Genomic DNA, 19,827 nt, shown 5'->3' on the forward strand with positions numbered 1-19,827 from the left:
AGCGGGGGAAGCGAGAGCGAGGGAGAGCGCAGGAGGATGGCAGAGCCACGAGGGACCCGAGAGACCATGATCATCATCGGCGGCGGCCTGGGCGGTCTGGCCACCGGCGCCTACGCCAGGATGAACGGCTACCGCACCCACATCCTGGAGATGCACGAGATCCCCGGCGGCTCCTGCACCTCCTGGGCCAGGGGCGACTTCACCTTCGACTGGTGCGTCTCCTGGCTGCTGGGCAGCGGCCCAGGCAACGAGATGCACCAGATCTGGCTGGAGTTGGGCGCCCTCCAGGGCAAGGTGATCCGGCAGTTCGACGTGTTCAACGTCGTGCGCGCCCGCGACGGGCGGGCCGTCTACTTCTACTCCGACCCCGAGCGGCTGCGCCGCCACCTCACCGAGATCTCCCCCGCCGACGCCCGCCAGATCCGGCACTTCTGCCGCAACCTGCGCACCTTCCAACGCGCCCTGGACGTCTACCCGTTCCTCAAACCCGTCGCGATGATGGGCCGCCTGGAGCGGTGGCGGATGATGGGCTCGTTCCTCCCCTACCTCAACGCCATCCGACGGTCCATCACCGAGCTGATGACCGACTACGCGCGACGCTTCCAACACCCCTTGCTGCGCGACGCGTTCAACCTCGTGCTCTACGAGAAGCACCCCGACTTCCCCGTCCTGCCGTTCTACTTCCAGCTCGCCTCGCACGCCAACGGCTCGGCCGGCGTGCCCGAGGGCGGCTCGCTGGGGCTGGCCCGTTCCATCGAGGACCGGTACCGGCGGCTGGGCGGCGAGATCACCTACAACGCCAGGGTCGAGGAGATCCTGGTGGAGGACGACCGGGCCGTGGGCGTGCGGCTGAGCGACGGCCGGGAGTTCCGCGCCGACATCGTGGTCGCCGCCTGCGACATGCGCACCGCCGTGCTCGGGATGCTCGGCGGGCGCTACCTCAACGACACCTACCGCCGGCTCTACACCCGCACCATCGACGAGCCGGGGATGCTCTCACCCGGCTATGTCTCCCTCTTCCTCGGGCTGCGCCGCGACTTCCCCGAGGCCGACCCCTGCACCACCTACCTCCTCGACCCCGAACTCGCCGACCGGCTCCCGGGGATGCGGCACCCGAGCGTCAACGTCCAGTTCCGCGAACGCCACTACCCCGAGCTGTCGCCCGCCGGGACCAGCGTGGTGTACGCGACGTACTTCTCCGAGGCCGCGCCCTGGCGCGCGCTGCGCGAGGGCCCCGAACAGGCCAGCCGAGTGCGGCGCGGCCAGGTCCTGCACACCCTGCCGGTCCGGCACGGCAAGGCGTACCTGGCGGCAAAGCGCCGCGTGCGCACCACACTTGAGGCGTTCCTCGACGAACGCTTCCCCGGGCTGCGGGAGGCGGTGGCTGTGCGCGACGTCGCCACCCCGCTGACCCAGGTCCGCTACACCGCCGCGCACAACGGGGCGTTCCCCGGCTGGCAGCCGTTCATGGAGGACGGCGGCGAGACGTTGGAACGCGAGATCAACCGCCTGGGCCCGGTCCTGCCGGGGCTGGCCAACTTCTACATGTCGGGCGTCTGGGTCACCGTCGGCGGGCTGATCCGCGCGGCGGCCGCCGGGCGGCAGGTCATGCAGTTCATCTGCCGTGACGACGGGCGGGAGTTCACCGCCGAGATCGACCGGCATCTGCCGCCACCCCGTCAACTCGTCATCCCCGTCGGCCCGTTGGCCGACCGGCCGGCCACCGTCCCGAACCGGCGGCCGGTCGCCGTCCCCCACCTCACCGAGGAGCACTCACGTTGAAGAGCGAGAAGTGGGTCGTCCGCGAACACGTTCCCGGCATCCCCGAGGCGAGCCGGATCTACGAGAAGGTCACCGAGGAACTGAACGTCTCGCTGCGCGACGACGAGATGCTGCTGCGGACCCGCTATGTCTCCATCGACCCGTACCTGGTGGGGCTGTCGTTGGAGACCCCGCTGGGGCACCACGTCGGCGGCGACTCCATCATGGAGGTGATCGAGGCCGGCCCCGGGGCGCGTTTCGCCGTCGGCGACCTGGTGCAGGGCTTCGGCGGCTGGCGCACCCACCTGGTCAGCGACGGCCGCGCCTGGGTCTGGCGGCACGGCGGCTTCCCGCTGCGGCTGCCGGCGATGCGCCGCCTCGACCCGGCCGACCACGACGAACGGCTGCCGCTCACCACGGCGTTGGGCATCATGGGCACGCCCGGGATCACGGCGTGGGGCACCATGACGAAGTTCCTCGACGTCCAGCCGGGCAACACGGTGCTGATCAGCGGGGCCAGCGGCGCCATCGGCACGCTCGCCGCGCAGCTCGCCAAGCGAGCGGGGGCGGCGCGGGTGATCGGCACCACCAGCAGCGAGGAGAAGATCCCCTACCTCGAACGCTTCGGCTTCGACCGGGTGTTGCGCTACCGGCAGGGCGACGACGTGGACGCCACCCACCAGGCGCTGCTGACCGCGACCGACGGCATCGACCGCTACTTCGACAACCTCGGCGGCAGCGTCACCGACGCGGCGTTCCGGATGCTGCGGCCCTACAGCCGGGTCGCGGTGTGCTGGCAGTGGTCCACGACGGTCAACGGCGACTGGATGGGCCCGAGGCTGCTGCCGTACATCATGTTCCCGCGCACGACGATCCGGGGGATCTTCGCCGAGGAGTGGTTCACGGAGGAGAACCTGGCGACGCTCCGCCGCGAGGTGGGCGAACCGGTCCGACGCGGCGAGATCGCGTTCGACGAGACGATCCACCGGGGCTTCGACGCGTTCCCGACGGCGTACCAGAACCTGTATGCCCTGCGGGCGGCCAGCAGGGGGAAGGTGCTGGTGGAGGTCTGACCCCCACCTCCGGGGGTTTAGGGGAGCGCGCCCCGGCACTGCGCGCCGGGCGGCGCGCGGGCGCGCCTGGCCGGCCTGGCGCGGGCGCCGTGCGGGAGCGCGGCGGGGCGGGGGCCCTGCGCGGGCGCCGTGCGGGGGCGGGGCGCGCAGGGGCGCGGGCGGGCGCGCGGGGCGGAACGCTGCTCCCGGCGGCGCGGCGCGAGCGGAGTGCGCGCGGGGCGGAGCCCGGCCGGGTACGCGGCGCGGGCGGGCGGAACGCCGCGCGGGCGCGGGCGTGCGACGCACGGGCGGGCGGGGTACCTCGCGGCGCGGGTGGACGGAGGCGCGGCGACGGTGGGGTGCGCGGTGCGCGCGGGCGGAACGCTGCGCGTGGCGGGGCGCGGGCGGAGGATGGGGCCCCGGCGGGCCGCGCGCTGAGCGGGCGCGCGGCAGAGCGGGGTCGTCCTGCGTGGGCGGGCCTTGGCTGTCTCGTTCGGATCTTCGCGGCGGCGCGGCTTAGCGGAAGAATCCGACGAGACGTCCTGGTCGGCTGGGTGGTCCGGGAGTGGCCACGTCCGCGCCCCGTTGACGGCCTGGAGCCGCAGGCCACCCGGGCGTTGAACAATCCGTTCACTTCCAAACGGGCACCTATAAAAAGAGTCCCCCACCCCCCGCGCCCGCCTTCGGGAGTCGACGGCACGCGGACTACCACGACGGCAGGCGATGTTCGCGCGGCAGCGTGGTCGTTGACCGAGCCCACGAAGCACCGCACCTCTCAACAACATCCGCCACCGGCCCCTTGATAAGCCCGACGATCGGCCACATCCGAGACGGACGACATGCCGGGGCAGGCCGGCGAAGCCGGTGCGCGCCACGCACGCCCCCAGCCGCCAACCGTCCCTCGAACAAGCCGCAGTCCCCGCGCCCGTAGGGCACGGTCGCCAGAGCTGACCCCCGTTCGGCAACGAACCCCACCTCCCGGAAGCCGCGCCCCCCTTCCCAGCCAGCCTCCTGCCGGCATTCGTTACGCCCGCACCCGGCTGGTCGTGCGCCATGTAGGCCAGGCGTCGTGGTCCGCGCCAGAGCCCCCACCACACCGCAGGGTCTCGTCGACCAACAGAACGACCAGTCGGGCTGCCCCGCACCGGCCACCGGCCCGCACTTACCACCCGCACCCACCACCCCACCCGCACCCACCCCTCCGCGCCCGTTCGCCCCCAGGGCGAACGGCGCCCCGCGCGAGGTGCCCGGTGTTCGCCGGCACCGTCCGCCGGCCGGCCCCGGAGGCCCCCCGGGGCCTCCGGGCCTCCGCCCCCTCACACCCGCGGCGCGTCCCCCGCCCGAAGGGCCTCCCGCGCGGCGGCGATGAACGCGAACCGCGCGCGTTCCAGTTCGTCCAGGCCGCGCTCCCGGCGCAACGCCTCCAGCAGGGCACTCGCCTCGTTCACCGCCGGGCCCGGGCCCTCCAACTGCACGGCGCCCATGGCGCGTTGCAGCGCGGCGCGGTCCTCGGCCGTGGAGCCGCCGACCCGGCGGGCCAGCAGCACCGTCTCGGCGGCGTCGAGGAAGCGGAGATAGGTGGCCCGGCGCGCGGCCAGCGCCCGTTCCTGCCGCTGCTGCTCGACGGTGATGCGCACCGTCTCCAGCATCGCCGCCGCCTGCCGCCGGCCGGCCGACCGGGCGAAGATCCCGCTGATCAGGCTGGCCAGCAGCGCCGAGCCGGCCGCGATCAGCGCCACTCCCCACTCCGTCATGCCGGCATTCTTCCCAGGCCGGCTGGCCCTCCCACCACCGACGAGTACGATCGAGCCATGCCGTCGGACAACCCATGCAACCGCCGGTGACCAGCGGCGACAGCCCGAGGGCCACCGCCGGCGCGGCGACGGCGGACAACCGCCGCACGGCCCGGACGGTGCTCTTCGCGGCCCGCTCGGCGACCGCGCTCCACCGGCTGCTGGACGTGCTGCCGGTCTTCGCGGGGGACGACAGGATCGCCCGCAGGTTCACGCTGGTTCCCGGTTCTGAGTTCGGCGCCGAGGCGCTGGTGGCGGTGGAGCGCGCGGGGGCCAGGACGGTGCCGTGGGGGCGCGCGAACGCCGACAGGTTTGACCTGATCGTGGCGGCCAGCCCCAAGGGCGGGCTGGGTTCGCTGCGGGGCACGCTGGCCCTGCTGCCGCATGGCGCGGGCTTCGGCAAGACCCTGCCGGACGAGGGCACCGAGGGGGCGCCCTCCGGGCTCGACCCGGCGTTTCTGCTGGCCGACGGCGCGACCGTGGCCACCAGGCACCTCTTGGCGCACCCCGAGCAGGTGGCCCGGCTCGCCGAGGCCAGCCCGCAGGCCGCCGCCCGCGCGGTGGTGGTCGGGGACCCGACGCTGGAGCGGCTGCTGGCCTCGGTGGGGCACCGGGACCGGTACCGGGCGGCGTTGGGTACCGGGGCGCGGCGCCTGGTGGTGCTGGCCTCGACCTGGGGCCCGGAGTCGCTGCTGGCCCAACGCCCGGGCCTGGCCGCCGAGTTGCTGGGTTCGCTGCCGTGCGACGGCTACCAGCTGGCGCTGGTCGCCCATCCCAACGAGCGCAGCAGGCTGGGCTCGTTCGACCTGGAGCAGTGGCTGGAGCCGGCGCTGCGGGCGGGGCTGCTGTTGCCGGGGCCGCACGCGGAGTGGGCGACGCTGCTGGTGGCGGCGGATGCCGTGGTCACCGACCACGGTTCGACCGCGCTCTACGCCGCTGCGCTGGGCCGGCGGACGGTCGCGGCGTATGACGGCGGGCGGGAGCTGATCCCGGGCAGCCCGATGGCTCAACTCCTGGCCGCCAGCCCCCGGTTGACGGCCGCCGAGGAGCTGCCCGCGCTGCTGTCGGCGCCGGTGTCGAACGGCGTGGCGGAGGCGGCCGACGCGGCGTTCGCCCGGCGCGGGCGGGCGTTGGCGCTGCTGCGCGAAGAGCTGTACGGATTGCTGGAGTTGGCGCCGGTGGGCCCGCCGCCCGATCCCGAGCCGCTGCCGGTGCTGGCCCAACCGCCGCGTGTGCCAACCGCGTTCGCGGTGAACGCCGGCGTGGAGGGCAAGCGGGTCACCGTGGAGCGGCACCCGCCGTGGCGTCGGGCGCCGGCCCGTTTCCTCGCCGCCGAGCAGGGCGTGGCGGGTGAACGGCACGCGCAGAGCGCCGGGTTGCTCTACCGGCGGGCCGAGCGCTCCGCCGCCGCGCACCGGGTCGCGTGGACGGCGGCCGGCTGGATCGACGCGGCGCTCGACGACCATCCGGGTTGCGCCACGGCCGGCGTGGCGCTCGGGGCCGACCTGGCGGTGCTGCGGGCCAGGGGCGGCCCGTTGCTCGCCCTGGAGTTGGCGCCGCTGGCGGTGGGTGGCCGGCTGATCCACACCGACCCGGCGGCCGCGCTGTGCGCGGCGCACGCCCGGCTGCTCCAACGCCCGGACGGCGTCGGCCCGTTCACCGCCGTGGTGGGCGGCCGGCCGTTCCCCGTCGCGCTGCGGCCGGCGACGCCGGAGGAGGCCGGGCACGCCGTGTGACGTTCCATCATTCGACGTCCCTAGCATCGGCGGCGCGTTATCGGCGACCGTTCACGCAGGAGTGAAGCCTCGCCCAACTCCCCTTCCGCCGCGCCAGGCTGAGGACGTCTGCCGATCCCGGCGGGCTCACGCAACGGAGGGGGAACCCATGCGTTTCCGCAGGACCGTCGGCGCGGCGGGGGCCGCGCTCGCCGTCGCCGCCACCACCCTGACCCTGGCGCCCTCGGCGTCGGCCGCCAAGTCCCACTGCCCGGAGCGCCATGTCTGTGTCTGGGAAACCCCGAGCTTCGAGGGCAGGCCGACGCTGATATCGCAGGGGGACATCGAGACCAACCTCACGTCCAGCACGGGCATCGCCATCTACAACAACGGCCGTCACCACCCGGGCGCCGACCACATCTGGTACCGCGTGGCGAAGGGGGATGGCACGGCGGTGACGGGCTGCCTGCACTACCCGTCGGACACGCCGGACTCCCGGATCGTCTCAGGCCCGGCCACCTTCGAGTGGGCCCGCTGGGGCGGCGAGTGCTGAAGGACTGAGCGGTTGCCGGGCAGGACAGCTGAAGGACTGAACGGCTGAAGGGGCCTTCCCCTCGCGGGGGAACGGGGAGGCCCGTTCGGCTAGAGCGTGTCTGATAAATGATCATGCTGCGGTGTCGCGGAGCCACAAGGTGAGCGAGGCCGGGTGTAGTCCCGCCTGGTAGCGGACGGCGAGCTTGTCGAAGCGGGTCGCGATCGCGCGAAACTGCTTGAGACGGTTGAAGCAGCGCTCGACCACGTTGCGGCCCTTGTACTGCTCTTTGTCGAAGGCTGGTGGCCGGCCGCCGCGGGTGCCGCGCCGCTTGCGATTGGCCACTTGGTCGGAGCGTTCGGGGATGGTGGCCCGGATGCCGCGTCGCCGCAGGCAGGCCCGGATGGCCCGAGAGGAATACGCCTTGTCGGCCAACACCCGGTCGGGACGGCGTCGCGGCCTGCCAACCGTGGCGCGGGGCACCTTGATGGCGCCCAGCAGCGCGTCGAACATCGTGGAGTCGTTCACGTTCCCGGCCGTCACGACAAACGACAGGGGCAGGCCACGGCCGTCCACCGCCAGGTGGACCTTCGTAGTCAGTCCGCCGCGGGACCGGCCGAGGGCCTGCCGCGCCGCCGAGCATTGCGGATCTTCCAGTCTGTCCCCGTCCGGGCCCCCTTTTTCCGGGCGCCGGCGGCATGATGGTGAGCCCGGTTGACGGTCGAGTCCACCGAAACCGTCCACTCCACGCGGCCAACCGCATCGTCACGAACCTGAACGTGCTCCAGCAATCGGGCCCACATGCCGTCGGACTCCCACCGGGTGAACCGCTCGTAGACCGTCTGCCACGGCCCATACCGCTCCGGCAGATCTCGCCACGGAGCCCCCGTCCGCAAGCGCCACAGCACCCCATCGATCACCTGCCGATGATCCCGCCAGGGCCGCCCCCGACCATCCAAGACCGGCAACAACGGAGCTATCCGCTCCCACGCCGCATCCGTCAACTCACCACGACCAGCCACAAGATCAAGTATGAGTCTCAGCGGCATTGGCGTGGTCCACGACTTCAGCGAAGTGGGGCCAGCCGTCTACTTCGAGGTTCTGCACCGATGGCCGGGTGTCCAGAGCAGGCGCCGCGGCGTCGAGCAGGCGTCGAACCGTTCCCGGCTCGTAGAGGTTGAGCCAGGCGCGGTCCGGGAGGCGCACGACCGTGCCCGCCTCGAAGTACGAGTTCGAAACGATTCTGTCCGGGCCCGGGGCAAAGACCAGGGCCAATCGGCGTCGAACGCCTTGCGCTGGCACCTCTGGGAAGAGAGAAAGCGTCAGCCGGCAGTCAGCGTAGTCCGGTCTCACCCGATGCCGGACAGTCCAATGCCAGACGGCCTTGTCGACCACGAGGTGGCGGACGCGTCGATCGTTCCCCATCGAGCCAGCGTAGATCGTTGGCCTGGGCGAAAGGCATCTCTTCATCCACGACGCGGTCACCCCTATCGTGATCATTTGTCAGACACGCCCTAGGGCCGTTCAGCCGGCGGCGGCCCCGCGTCGTTCCTCGATCGCCTCGGCGGCGGCGCGGAGTCGGGCCGCCTCCGTTGCCTCGCCCTGCTCGTCGGCGAGGTCGGCGTAGGCGCGCAGCACCCGCGCCTCGTCCCAGTCGGCGCCGCGCGCCCGGGCGGCGGCCAGCGCCGCCTCGTAGAGCGGGCGGGCCTCGGCGGGGCGGTCGAGGCGGCGCAGCACGCCGGCCAGGGCGAACGCCGCGCGGGCCGCGATGCGTTCGCGTCGCTGCTCCTCGGCGCCCGCGCGGGCCTGCACCAACAGCTCCTCGGCGCGACCCAGTTCGCCGAGCGCGGCAAGCGCCTCGCCGAGGCGGTAGGTGCCGAGCAGCACGCCGTAGGCGTTGTCGATGGCCCGGTGGGCCCGCCGGGCCTCGGCGAAGTCGGCGGCGGCCGACTGCCAGTCGCCCCGCCTGCCGTGCAGGGTGCCCCTGAACTCCACGACGGATGCGGCGAGTTTGCGGTCCCGTTCCCCCTCGCCGAGCAGCGCGGCGGTGGCCTGAGCCTGCGTCAGCTGTGCGGCCGCCTCCTCGAACTCGCCGCGTTCCCAGTGGACTCGGGCCAGCTGGCTGCGCATCCGCACCAGGGCCGGCGGGTGCTCGTCGCGCTGCGCGGCCTCGATGGCCAGGCCGAAGGACTCGGCGGTCTCCGCGTGGTGCGGGTGGTCGAGGAAGTGCGTCCACAGCGGCTCGCCCAGCGCCCAGCACTCCGCGTGCAGCCCGAGCCGCAGCGCGAGGGCCACCGAGCCGTGCAGCGCGTGCCGTTCGGCCTCCAGCCAGCGGTGGGCGTCCGAGGGCCGGCCCGCGCCGAACTCGACGTCCGGCGCGCCGGGCACCGGACCGGCCGGCGCGGCCACGGTCAGGCGTGGCCCGGCGGCCAGCAGGTCGGCGCGCTGGCCCTGTCGCAGATACCAGCGGACGACGCGGGTCGCGGCCGCCCGCCGTTCGCCCTCGTCGCCGTCCTCCCGCGCCCTGCGCTCGGCGTGCGCGCGCAACAGGTCGGGCAGCCTTGTCCGTTGGCCCCTCGGGTCGAGCAGGCCGGCCGTCTCCAGCGCGTCCAGCGCGTCGTCCGCCGCCTCGCGGCCCCGGCCGAGCAGCGCGGCCGCGCCCTCGGCGGTGAACGAGCCGCCGGGGAGGAGCGGGACCAGCCGGTAGAGCAGGGCGGCGTTCGCGTCGAGGGAACGGTAGGCGGCGTCCCACACGGCTTCGACCATCGGCAGTCCCCTGTCGGTGAGTTCGGCGTCCAGCTCGGCCAGCAGCCGGGCCAGCGGGCGCCTGCGGTGGCGGCGCATCCACTGCCCGGCGACCCGCAGCGCCGCCGGCAGCCCCGAGCAGAGCCGCAGCAGCCCGCCGACCGCCTCCGGCTCCTCGACGAGTCGGGGGTCGTCCACGATCAGCCGCAGCAGCTCGGCGGCGTCCCGGTCGGTGAGCGGGGCGAGCGGCAGTTCGACGGCGGAGCCGCTCTCCAGGTCGTAGAGCGGGCCGTGGCTGGCGACGATGGCCAGGCTGTCGCCGGAGGCGGGCAGCAGCGGCACCACCTCGGCGGCGGTGCGGGCGTTGTCGATCAGCACGATCAGCCGGCGGCCGTCGGTGCGGTCCCAGTACTGCCGGCTGCGGTCGCGCAGGGTCCGGTCGAGCCAGCGGCCCTCGATGTCCAGCGCGGCGAGCAACTGGCCCAGCGCGTCGGTGACTTCGACGGCGCCGTCGCGGCGCAGGTCGTCCAGGTCGACGTGCAGCACCCCGTCCGGGTAGCGGTCGCGCAGGGTGCGGGCCAGCCGGTAGGCCAGCTCGGTCTTGCCGGTGCCGCCCAGCCCGCTGAGGGCCAGGCACAGCGGCCGGGAGGCGCCCTTCCACTCCGAGACGGCGCGGAACGCCCGGGCCTGCTCGTCCTCCCGATCGACGAAGTGTGCTGTCTCCGGTGGAACCTGGTACACCATTCCGGGCCGACTCCGCATGTCCGCTGCACGCCCACGCCGGCATCGGCCGCCGCCGGGCGACGCCCCCCGTGGAGCGTCTGCTCACTCTAGGTGCACCGGCGCTACGGGAACCAGCGAACACCGGTCCGTTTCCGCCCTGTTCAGGCCAGTTTCGGTCGTCCCGTCCGCGCGGTCGCGCCGCCGACGTATAAATGACTCGCGCCACACCGTGGCGCGAGTACGCTGCCCGGGCGGACGGCCCCCCGGACCGGGTATCGACCGTCACCCATGGACACGGAATATGTGATCGGAAACGGACAGGAGAGGCAGATGCGGCGTCACTTCGGAGCAGTCGAAGCGCCCACTCGTTCCTTCCTGATCTCCGAGGACCTCCGTGCCCCTGTCCACTCTGAACATCGGCGTGCTCGCCCACGTCGACGCGGGTAAGACCAGCCTGACCGAACGACTTCTCTTCGACAACGGCGCCATCGCCCGGCTGGGCAGCGTCGACACCGGCGACACCCGGACCGACGCCGGTGAGCTGGAGCGCGAACGCGGCATCACCATCCGCACCGCCGTCGCGCCCTTCGCGCTCGGCGACCGCCGGATCAACCTCGTGGACACCCCGGGACACCCCGACTTCATCGCCGAGGTGGAACGCGCCCTCTCGGTGCTGGACGCGGCCGTGCTGGTGCTCTCCGCCGTGGAGGGCGTCCAGGCGCAGACCCGGGTGCTGATGCGCTCGCTGCGCCGGATGGGGCTGCCCACCCTGCTCTTCGTCAACAAGATCGACCGGGCCGGGGCCCGCCCGGCGGCCCTGCTCGCCGACATCCGGGCGCGGCTGACGCCGGCCGCCGTCCCGTTGACCACGGTGCTCGACGCCGGCAGCCGCCGGGCGGTGGCCCTGGCGCGTTCGCTGGCCGAACCGGCGGTGGCGGCCGAGGTCGCCGAGGCGCTGGCCGAGCGGGACGAGACGCTGCTGGCCCGGCTGGTCGAGGACCGGCCGCCGTCCGGCGGCGAGCTGGGCGCGCTGCTGGCGGCCCACACCTCGGCCGGTCTCGCGCACCCGGTGCTGGCCGGCTCGGCGCTCACCGGGGAGGGGGTGCCGGCGCTCACCAGGGCGCTGGCCGCGCTGTCGCCGCCCCGGAAGCCGCGCGAGGCGTCCGCGCCCGCCGGCACGGTCTTCGCCGTGGAACGTGGCGCGGACGGCGCGAAGGTGGCGTATCTGCGGCTCTTCGACGGGGAGTTGCGCGCCCGGCGGCGCGTCACCTTCCGGCGGCGCGAACCCGGGGGCGCCGAGGGCGAGTTCGGCGGCCGGATCGGCCGGATCGAGGTGGTCGCGCCAGGCGTCGGCCCGGATGCCGGCGGGCCCGGGCCCGGGCCCGGCGAACGGCCGCTGCGCGCCGGGGAGATCGGGCGGCTGCACGGGCTGCCCGGGGTGCGCATCGGGGACCGGATCGGCTCGCCGCCGCGCGCGGCGGAGCCGGCGCACTTCGCCCCGCCCAGCCTGGAGACCGTGGTGGCGCCGGCCCGCCCCGAGCAGAAGGTGGCCCTGCACGCGGCGCTGACGGCGCTGGCCGACGAGGACCCGCTGATCAGGACGCGCACCGCGTTCGACGGGACGCTCAGCGTGCTGCTCTACGGGGCGGTGCAGCGCGAGGTGATCGGCGAGCGGCTGCGCCGCGACTTCGGCGTGGACGCGGTCTTCGCGCCGGTCACCCCGGTCTACTTCGAGCGCCCGGCGGGCGTCGGGGAGTCGCTGTCGGAGCTGCGGAAGCGGGGACCGAACGAGTTCTGGGCCACCGTGGGCCTGCGGGTCGAGCCGCTGCCGCCCGGCAGCGGGGTGCGGTTCGAGCGGAACGTGGAGTGGGGCGCGATGCCGCGCGCGTTCCACCAGGCCGTGGCGGAGGCCGTGTTCCACAGCCTGCGTCAGGGCCTGTACAACTGGGAGGTGACGGACTGTCGGGTCACGCTGTTCCGGGTCGGGCACCACGCGCCGAACAGCGTCGCCGCCGACTTCCGGGGCCTGACCCCGGTCGTGCTGATGCGGGCCCTCCGGGCCGCCGGGACCCATGTCTTCGAGCCCTGCCTGACGTTGGAGATCGAGATCCCGCCGGACACCCTCGGCGCGGTGACCGCCCAACTGGCCACGGTCGAGGGCCGGGTGCTCACCTCCGCCGAACGCGGGGACGCCTGGCTCCTGACCGCCGAGGTGCCGAGCCGGCTGGCGCCCGAACTGTTGGCCGCGCTACCGGAGTTGACCCGTGGCGAGGGCATCGCGCTGTCGCGCCCCGAGGGCGACCGCCGGATGCGCGGCACCCCGCCGAGCCGGCCGCGCCACACGGGCAACCCGCTGGACGCCCACGAGTACAAGCGGTACCTGACCCTGGGGACGTCGGGCACCGGCTACGCGTGACCGCGCGGAACCACCCGGTCTCCCGATGGCGCCGGCCCGGCCGTCACACGACGGCCGGGCACACCAACTCGACGGCGCCGCCACGCCCCGTTCTCCATCCGCCGGTTCTGGCACGGGAGTTGGGGCCTGGCCGGCCCCGCGCGCGTGGTGAACGTTTACCTCGGGGGACGGGCCGGTTTTGTCCCTGGACCGGGACCCGGCTCCGCCCTACCCTCGCGTTTCCGGGATATCGACATTCGTTCGGCATGTCGAACATGCGGGCCGACCGCTCCGGTCGTTGCCGCGCCCGGCGCACGCATGGTCCCCACACATGTCCCCTCACTGGAGCCGCGATGAGATCCCCTCACCCCCTCCGCCGCAAGCGGCGGCTGGGCGCTCTGACCGCAGCCCTGCTCGGCTGCCTGCTGCTGCTCTTCCAGGCCGGCGGCCCCGCCGGCGCCTCGCAGGAGACGCCGGCCAGCGACCCGGCGCCGACCGCCGCGTTCAGCAACCCGATCGTCGCCGAGAACGGCGCCGATCCCTGGATCGTCCAACACGAGGGCCGCTACTACCACCTGGGCACCACCTGGGCCTCGCACTGGGAGATGCGGGTCGCCGACACCCTCGGCGGGCTGCGGAACGCCGAGCCGGTGACCGTCTACACCGAGAACGACCCCAGCCGGTGCTGCAACTTCTGGGCGCCCGAGCTGCACCGCCTGGAAGGCCCGGACGGGCCGCGCTGGTATCTGACGTACTCGGCCGGCGTCGCCGGGAACATCGACCACCAGCACGTCCACGTGCTGGAGAGCGCCGGCGACGACCCGCTGGGCCCGTACACCTACCGGGGCCAGATCGACCCGTACGGCGACAACCGCTGGATGATCGACAGCAGTTATCTGACGATGCCGGACGGCCGGCTCTACCTGCTGTACTCGTTCTGGGAGGGCGGCACCCAGAACCTCTATGTCGCCCCGCTGACCAACCCCTGGACCCCGGCGGCGCCCGGGGTGCGGATCTCCACGCCGACCCACGCGTGGGAGCAGCAGGGCGGCAGCGTCAACGAGGGCCCGGTGATCCTGCGCCACGACGGGCGGACGTTCCTGGTCTACTCGGCCTCGCACTGCAACACGCCGGACTACAAGCTGGGCATGTTGGAGCTGGTCGGCGACCCGATGGACCCGGGCGGCTGGGTCAAGCACCCCGAGCCGATCTTCCAGCGCGACGACGCCGCCGGCGTCTACGGCCCGGGACACAACGGGTTCTTCACCTCGCCGGACGGCAGCGAGACGTGGATCGTCTACCACGCCAACTCCTCGCCGTCCGACGGCTGTAGCGGCACCCGGACCAGCCGCGCGCAGCCGGTGCACTGGAACGCGGACGGCACGCCGAACCTCGGCACCCCGGTCGCCGAGGGCGTCGAACTCCCGGGCCCAGCGGGCGAGTAGCCCGCCGGGTCCCCGCCCGACCGGGCCGGCCGTTCCCCCGCCATCGCACCGCACGGCGGGGAACGGCCGGCCCGCCGTTCTCCCGCCGGACCCGGAACGCGCCGGGCCGGCCGCGCCGCCGCGCCGCCGTGCCGCCGTGCCGCCGTGCCGCCGCTAGACCGGATCTGCCGGTCGCGAGGTCGCGTCTCGCGCCTGAGAGGGTGAGAACAATGTGAGGGGAGGGCCGTGTGATGACGGTCGACGAGGCCACCGGGAGAGCCGGGGCGCGCGAGTGGGTCGGGCTGGGCGTGCTGGCGCTGCCCACGCTGCTGCTCGCGCTGGACATCAGCGTGCTGCATCTGGCCGCGCCGCAGCTGAGCGCGGATCTCGGGGCCAGCAGCAGCGAGCTGCTGTGGATTCTCGATGTGTACGGCTTCATGATCGCGGGCTTCCTGGTGACGATGGGCACGCTCGGTGACCGGATCGGGCGGCGGAAGCTGCTGTTGCTGGGCGCGACGGCGTTCGGCGCGGCCTCGGTGGCGGCGGCCTACGCCACCTCGCCGCTGATGCTGATCGTGGCGCGAGCGCTGTTGGGCGTCGCGGGAGCGACCCTGATGCCCAGCACGCTGGCGTTGATCAGCAACATGTTTAAGGACGTCCGGCAACGATCGATGGCGATCGGCGTGTGGATCGTCTGCTTCTCGGCCGGCGCGGCCGTGGGCCCGGTGTTGGGCGGGGTGATGCTGGAACACTACTGGTGGGGCTCGGTCTTTCTGCTGGGCGTGCCGGTGATGGTGGTGCTGCTGGTGTCCGGGCCGCTGCTGCTGCCGGAGTACCGGGACGACAAGCCGGGACGGCTCGACCCGATCAGTGTCGGTCAGTCGTTGGCCACCATGATCCCGCTGATCTACGGGATCAAGGAGCTGGCGAAGGACGGCCTGGCGACGTTGCCGCTGGCCTCGCTGGTGTTCGGCGCGCTGATGGGGCTACTGTTCGTGCGGCGGCAACGGACGTTGCCGGCGCCCCTCATGGACATCCGGCTCTTCCGGAACGGTTCGTTCACGAGCGCGCTGACGCTGCTGCTGCTCGCCACCTTCACCTCGGGCGGGGTGATGCTCTTCTTCATCCAGGGCCTCCAGATGGTGCAGGGCATGTCGACGCTGCGGGCGGGCCTGTGGATGCTGCCGATGACGGCGGGCATGATCGTGGGCTCGATGGTGGCGCCGGCCGTGGCCCGGCGCGTTCCGCCGGGGCGGGTGGTCGCGGTCGGGTTCCTGGTGGCGGCGGTGGGCTATGCGCTGATGTCGGTGGACCCCGGTTCGCTGGCCTGGACGGTGACCGGGCTGCTGGTCGGCGCGGTCGGGCTGTCGCCCGCGATGGTGCTGGGCACGGACCTGGTGCTGGGCACGGCGCCGCCGGAGAAGGCGGGGGCGGCGTCCTCGCTCTCCGAGACGGCCACCGAGCTGGGTATGGCGCTGGGCATCGCGGTGCTGGGCAGCGTGGGCGCGGCGGTCTACCGGGGCCGGATGGACGGCGAGAGCCCGGAGCAACTGCCGGCGGAGGCGGCCGAGTTCGCCGAGGACAGCCTGCCGGGCGCGGTGGCCGTCGCCGGGGAGACGCCCGGGGCGGCCGGCGAGACGCTGCTCAACTCGGCGCGCGACGCGTTCAGTTCGGGTTCCGGGCTGATCACGATGCTCAGCTCCGGGCTGATGCTGGTCGTCGCCTGGCTGGCGCTGCGCGGACTGCGCGGGCTTCGGCCGATCGGGGCCGAGGAGCCGGCGGCCGCCGGCGACGGCCCGGAGGGCGAACGGGCGGAGCCGGAGGAGCGGGCCGAACCTGGTGAACGGGGCGAGCCTGGTGAACGGGGCGAACGCCGCCCGGGCGAGGGCGCGTTGAGCGGCTCGGCCTGAGCCGTTTCGGGGCGCGGCCGCGCCCGCAGGTCCCCGTCAGCCGCGTTCGAAGCAGTGGATGCGGCCGACGGGGACGAAGCCCAGCCGCCGGTACCAGTGGCGCGGCCAGTCGTCGGCCTCCGCGATCAGGAACCGGGTGGCGCAGCCGGCGGAGGCCGCCAGGCGCAGCGCCTCGCCCATCACGGCGCTGCCGTGGCCCCCGCTCAGGTGCTCCTCGGCGGTGAGCACGTCCTCGATCTGGGCGAGCCCGGCGGCCGGGTCGAGATAGAGGTCGGCCCACGAGGCGACCTCGCCGCTCTCCGTGCGGGACCCGACGAACCGCACGACGGGGGCGCCCCGTTGGCGGACCGCGCGGCGTTCGACCAGCTGCCGGAGCGTCTCGTCATCCGCGCCCGGCAGAAAGCCGCGCCAGCGGCGGGTCAGGGGCGCGCGCAGCGCGTCGAGGTCGACCACCTCGGCGCGTGGCCGCTCCGACTCGGCCGCCGGCACCGGCCCCTGATGGACCATCAGCAGATCGACGGTGTGCTCGTAGCCGGCCTCGGTCAGGGGCGCGGCCAGGGCCCGGCCGGTCTCGTCGTCCAGCACGGTGACCAGCCGGTGCGCGAGCCCGGCCAGCGCCCGGTCGACAAGCGCCGGCAGGGCCGTGGGGTCATCGACCGCGCGGTCCACGAAGAGCTGGTTGTCCGCGCGCGAGTGCGGCAGCTCCTCGTTCACCACCGCGAAGCCACAGGGGAGTTCGTCCACGCGGGGCGCCTGGCGGCGGGCGAAGGCGGCCAGGAAGGCGCGCAGCGCGGGGAGTTGGGCGGCCGGGTCGGCGGTCGAGGTCATGGGCGGGAACGATACGGCGCCGGGCCCCGCGCCGCCCAGCGGGTTTTCGGCGGCGCGGGGCCCGGCGTCGGGCTCCCCGGGACGTCCGAGGTCAGCTGAGGATGGGCGTGGTCTGGGCCGAGGTGATCCGCCAACCGCCGCCGTCCCGGCCCTCGTTGTCCCCCTCGTTGTCCCCCTCGCTGTCAACCTCGCTGCCCTCCCTGACCAGCACATAGGTCAGCCGGCCCGAGCTGGCCGGCAGGGGGACGGCCTCCTCGCCGTCCGCGTCGGGGCCGCGCCCGTCGTAGACGTTCTTGATCGAGGCGACGATCGCCACATCGGGCCGGATCAGCCGGATCGCCTCGATCTCCACCGAGGTGGTCACGTCGGCGAGCGGCGAGGCCAACGCGGCGCGCATCGCCGTCTCCAGCGCGTCCCGGCCGGCGACCCGGCGGCCGCCGAAGTTGACCACGGTCGCGTCGGCGGTGTGCAGCGGCAGCAGACGCTCGGCGTCGCTCTGGTAGGCGGACGCGTCGGCGACCAGCCGCCGGATGGCGGCCTCGTCCTCGGGCGTGGGAACGGCGGCGGGCGTGGCGTTCATGGCGGTGCTCCTCGGGCGTGGCGGTGGCGGGTCGTTCCCGTCACGCCCCAGCAGACAACCTCAAGTCCCCTTCAGGTCAAGCCGCGCCCGGCGCGTGCGGAGCGCAGAGCGCGGGCACGCGGAACGCCGCGCCCGCGCTCAGCCGGCCGTGGTGCCCGGCAGGAGGTGCCCGCTGATGATGCCGGCCGCCCGGTGCATCCGCTGCGCGATCAGCGGAATCCGGGGCGGCAGCAGCCGTTCCGCCGGCGCGGCCAGCGCGATCGCGCCCACCGGGTGGCGCGCCTGGTCGCGGATGACCACGCCCACGGCCGCCACGTCGTCGGCGCTCTCGCCGTGGTTGGTGGCGTGCCCGGCCTGGGCCACGGTCGCCAGATGGCGCTGGATCTCCGCCAGGCTGGCCAGGGTGCGGTCGGTGAGCGTCTGCACGCCGCGCGGGTAGAGGTCGGTGACCCGCTCCGGCGGCAGCGCGGCGAGGATCGCCTTGCCGGCGGCGGTGGCGTGCGCCGGCAGCACCATGCCGACCCGCAGCCCGACGCGCAGCGGCTGGGTGGACTCGACGCCGTCCACGAAGCGCGCGCCGTTCCCCTCCAGCACCACCAGGTGCACGGTCTCCCCGGTCTCGTCGGCCAGCGCGCGGAGTTGGGGCCGCGCGATCTGCCGCAGGTCGAGGCGGGACAGGGCGCGCAGGCCCGCGTCCACCAGGGCGGGGCCCGGGCGGTAGACGGGGCTGTCGCCGCGCTGGGTCGCGAAGCCCCGGAAGCAGAGCGTGGAGAGCAGCCGGTGCGCGGTGGAGCGGGCGACGCCGAGTAGTTCGGCCGCCTCATAGACGCGGAGTTCGCCGCGCTCGTCCAGCGCGTGGATCAGCCGCAGCGCGTTGTCAACGGAGGCGAGGCTGTAGGGCGGGGGCGTGGCGGCCCAGCCGGCCGCCGCCCCCCGGGTCGCGGTCTCCCGCTCCCGGACGGACGGGCGGCCGGCGGACGCGCCGGGGCCTGCGGGGCCTGCGGACGCGCCGTGGCCTGCCGACGTGCCCGGGCCTGCGGACGTGCCCGGGCCTGCCGACGTGGTGACGCGGGCGGCGGGGGCGGCGTCACTGGCGGTTGACGAGATCCTTGTCATATGCGGCGACTCTCTTGTAGTGGTCGGAGATCGCGGCCATCTCCTCCTGGCTGATGACGTCCTCGATCCGCTCGAAGGGGCGGTCCCCGGTGCGGTCGTGGACCTCCTTGAGGATGGTGTCCGGCGGTTGGACGCGGTTGGTCATCACGACCCGGGTGGTGGCCGGGAGGCGTTCGGCCTCGTAGGCGAGCAGCGCCCGGCGCGGGTCGCCCGGCGTCCCGGCCAGGGCGGTGCGCAGCGCGTGGGCGTCGAGGATGGCCTGCCCGGCGCCGTTGGAGCCGCGCGGCACCATGGGGTGCGCGGCGTCGCCCAGCAGCGTGACGCCGCCGAAGGTCCAGCGCGGCAACGGGTCCTGGTCGACCATGGGGTACTCCAGCACGGACTCGGCGCCCCGGATCAGCGCCGGAACGTCCAGCCAGTCGAAGTGCCAGTCGGCGAAGACGTCCAGAAAGTCGTCCAGCCGGCCGGCGCGGGTCCAGTCCCGGGTGGTGTCGCGGGGGCGTTCCACCTCGGCGACCCAGTTGACGAGCTGGTCGCCGGCCTCGTTGACGTCGTTCCGCACCGGGTAGATCACCATCTTTCCCGAGGCCAGCCAGCCGGCGCGGACCATGCTGGCGCCGCTGAGGAACGGGCGCCAGGGCGTCACGCCGCGCCACATGGTGACCCCGGAGTACCGGGGCTCGCCCTCCTCGGGGTAGAGCTGGGCGCGGACGGCGGAGTGGATGCCGTCGCAGGCGATGACCACGGTGGCGGAATCGGTGCTGCGGGCGCCGGTGGCGGCGTCCTCGACGGTGACGGTGACCCGTTCGCCGTCGTCGGTGAACGAGACGACGCGGCGGCCGAGTTGGACCGCGTCGGGGCCGAGCCGCTCCTCGACGGCGGCCAGCAGGCCGAGTTGCACATCGCCCCGGTGCAGGGACAGCTGCGGGTGGTCGTAGCCGGCGCGGCGGCCCAGCGGCTCGCGGTAGCAGAGCTGGCCGAAGCGGTTGAAGAACACCGACTCGGCGGTCTCCACGCCGGCGGCGGCGAGCCGGTCCGCCACCCCGAGGCGGTCCAGCACCCGTACGGCGTGCGGCAGCAGGTTCACGCCGGCGCCGATGGGCGCGAGCCGGGGCACGGCCTCCAGCACCCGGCACGGGATGCCGGCCTGGTGCAGCTCCAGGGCGAGGGTGAGCCCGCCGATCCCCGCGCCGACGACGAGAACGTTCATGTGCCGTGCCCTTCCTTCCGACCGTCCGACGGCCGTCTCCTCG

14 protein-coding genes and 1 pseudogene are annotated in these 19,827 nt (G+C 74.0%); 7 read left to right on the top strand and 8 right to left on the bottom strand.

From position 1 onward, the window contains the following. Positions 1-36 precede the first annotated feature (36 nt). Together FH609_RS27505 and FH609_RS27510 are read left to right on the top strand one after the other, a co-directional pair. Positions 37-1,782 (top strand): phytoene desaturase family protein, encoded by a 1,746-nt coding sequence (locus FH609_RS27505; protein WP_226961996.1) that lies wholly within the window; start codon positions 37-39, stop codon positions 1,780-1,782. Next, entirely contained in the window at positions 1,779-2,834 is a 1,056-nt protein-coding gene (locus FH609_RS27510) for an MDR family NADP-dependent oxidoreductase (protein WP_139673442.1), read from the top strand. Before FH609_RS27505 ends, FH609_RS27510 begins: the two co-directional genes overlap by 4 nt. Positions 2,835-4,129: 1,295 nt before the next feature. Here FH609_RS27510 and FH609_RS27515 read toward each other — a convergent pair. Continuing rightward, positions 4,130-4,567 (bottom strand): hypothetical protein, encoded by a 438-nt coding sequence (locus tag FH609_RS27515; protein ID WP_139673444.1) that lies wholly within the window; start codon positions 4,565-4,567, stop codon positions 4,130-4,132. Positions 4,568-4,725: 158 nt separating this feature from the next. Here FH609_RS27515 and FH609_RS27520 point away from each other — a divergent pair, with 158 nt between their 5' ends. Continuing rightward, positions 4,726-6,342, top strand: a complete 1,617-nt coding sequence (locus FH609_RS27520) for a translation initiation factor 2 (protein WP_139673621.1) — start codon at positions 4,726-4,728, stop codon at positions 6,340-6,342. Between the two features lie 148 nt (positions 6,343-6,490). Further along, entirely contained in the window at positions 6,491-6,874 is a 384-nt protein-coding gene (locus FH609_RS27525; RefSeq protein WP_139673446.1) for a peptidase inhibitor family I36 protein, read from the top strand. Positions 6,875-6,963: 89 nt separating this feature from the next. Here the strand turns inward: FH609_RS27525 and FH609_RS27530 are convergent. From FH609_RS27530 to FH609_RS27540, 3 genes and pseudogenes are all read right to left on the bottom strand, one after another. Continuing rightward, positions 6,964-7,875: pseudogene (locus FH609_RS27530) on the bottom strand (IS5 family transposase). A 4-nt stretch (positions 7,876-7,879) separates the two neighbouring features. Further along, on the bottom strand, positions 7,880-8,278 hold the full coding sequence (locus FH609_RS27535) for a hypothetical protein (protein WP_139673452.1): 399 nt from the start codon (positions 8,276-8,278) through the stop codon (positions 7,880-7,882). 99 nt (positions 8,279-8,377) lie between these two features. Continuing rightward, positions 8,378-10,342, bottom strand: coding sequence for a hypothetical protein (locus FH609_RS27540; protein WP_139673455.1), 1,965 nt, complete (start codon positions 10,340-10,342; stop codon positions 8,378-8,380). A gap of 379 nt (positions 10,343-10,721) precedes the next feature. Here FH609_RS27540 and FH609_RS27545 point away from each other — a divergent pair, with 379 nt between their 5' ends. From FH609_RS27545 to FH609_RS27555, 3 genes are all read left to right on the top strand, one after another. Then, positions 10,722-12,737, top strand: coding sequence for an elongation factor G (locus FH609_RS27545; protein WP_139673624.1), 2,016 nt, complete (start codon positions 10,722-10,724; stop codon positions 12,735-12,737). 332 nt (positions 12,738-13,069) lie between these two features. After that, the gene (locus tag FH609_RS27550; protein WP_139673457.1) at positions 13,070-14,161 is read left to right on the top strand and encodes a family 43 glycosylhydrolase; all 1,092 of its coding nucleotides are present in this window, start codon (positions 13,070-13,072) and stop codon (positions 14,159-14,161) included. 230 nt (positions 14,162-14,391) lie between these two features. Beyond that, the gene (locus FH609_RS27555; protein ID WP_139673460.1) at positions 14,392-16,050 is read left to right on the top strand and encodes an MFS transporter; all 1,659 of its coding nucleotides are present in this window, start codon (positions 14,392-14,394) and stop codon (positions 16,048-16,050) included. 36 nt (positions 16,051-16,086) lie between these two features. Here FH609_RS27555 and FH609_RS27560 read toward each other — a convergent pair whose 3' ends face one another. From FH609_RS27560 to FH609_RS27575, 4 genes are all read right to left on the bottom strand, one after another. Further along, positions 16,087-16,878, bottom strand: coding sequence for a GNAT family N-acetyltransferase (locus FH609_RS27560; RefSeq protein ID WP_139673463.1), 792 nt, complete (start codon positions 16,876-16,878; stop codon positions 16,087-16,089). A 91-nt stretch (positions 16,879-16,969) separates the two neighbouring features. Further along, positions 16,970-17,458, bottom strand: a complete 489-nt coding sequence (locus FH609_RS27565) for a YybH family protein (RefSeq protein ID WP_139673466.1) — start codon at positions 17,456-17,458, stop codon at positions 16,970-16,972. Between the two features lie 138 nt (positions 17,459-17,596). After that, positions 17,597-18,574 (bottom strand): IclR family transcriptional regulator, encoded by a 978-nt coding sequence (locus FH609_RS27570; RefSeq protein WP_139673469.1) that lies wholly within the window; start codon positions 18,572-18,574, stop codon positions 17,597-17,599. Continuing rightward, complete coding sequence (locus FH609_RS27575; protein WP_139673472.1) at positions 18,546-19,784, bottom strand: flavin-dependent oxidoreductase; 1,239 nt, start codon at positions 19,782-19,784, stop codon at positions 18,546-18,548. The genes FH609_RS27570 and FH609_RS27575 overlap by 29 nt, the downstream gene beginning before the upstream one ends. Positions 19,785-19,827 lie beyond the last annotated feature (43 nt).

This window comes from Streptomyces sp. 3MP-14 (genome assembly GCF_006334905.2).
In the GTDB taxonomy this organism is placed as follows: domain Bacteria; phylum Actinomycetota; class Actinomycetes; order Streptomycetales; family Streptomycetaceae; genus Streptomyces; species Streptomyces triticirhizae.

What these genes read in the sequence shown, in the direction of transcription:
- FH609_RS27540 (WP_139673455.1), bottom strand. Translation starts at nt 10,342, where the DNA reads ATGGTGTACCAGGTTCCACCGGAGACAGCACACTTCGTCGATCGGGAG.
- FH609_RS27505 (WP_226961996.1), top strand. Translation starts at nt 37, where the DNA reads ATGGCAGAGCCACGAGGGACCCGAGAGACCATGATCATCATCGGCGGC.
- FH609_RS27575 (WP_139673472.1), bottom strand. Translation starts at nt 19,784, where the DNA reads ATGAACGTTCTCGTCGTCGGCGCGGGGATCGGCGGGCTCACCCTCGCC.
- FH609_RS27555 (WP_139673460.1), top strand. Translation starts at nt 14,392, where the DNA reads ATGACGGTCGACGAGGCCACCGGGAGAGCCGGGGCGCGCGAGTGGGTC.
- FH609_RS27565 (WP_139673466.1), bottom strand. Translation starts at nt 17,458, where the DNA reads ATGAACGCCACGCCCGCCGCCGTTCCCACGCCCGAGGACGAGGCCGCC.
- FH609_RS27525 (WP_139673446.1), top strand. Translation starts at nt 6,491, where the DNA reads ATGCGTTTCCGCAGGACCGTCGGCGCGGCGGGGGCCGCGCTCGCCGTC.
- FH609_RS27535 (WP_139673452.1), bottom strand. Translation starts at nt 8,278, where the DNA reads ATGGGGAACGATCGACGCGTCCGCCACCTCGTGGTCGACAAGGCCGTC.
- FH609_RS27550 (WP_139673457.1), top strand. Translation starts at nt 13,070, where the DNA reads ATGAGATCCCCTCACCCCCTCCGCCGCAAGCGGCGGCTGGGCGCTCTG.
- FH609_RS27570 (WP_139673469.1), bottom strand. Translation starts at nt 18,574, where the DNA reads ATGACAAGGATCTCGTCAACCGCCAGTGACGCCGCCCCCGCCGCCCGC.
- FH609_RS27515 (WP_139673444.1), bottom strand. Translation starts at nt 4,567, where the DNA reads ATGACGGAGTGGGGAGTGGCGCTGATCGCGGCCGGCTCGGCGCTGCTG.
- FH609_RS27560 (WP_139673463.1), bottom strand. Translation starts at nt 16,878, where the DNA reads ATGACCTCGACCGCCGACCCGGCCGCCCAACTCCCCGCGCTGCGCGCC.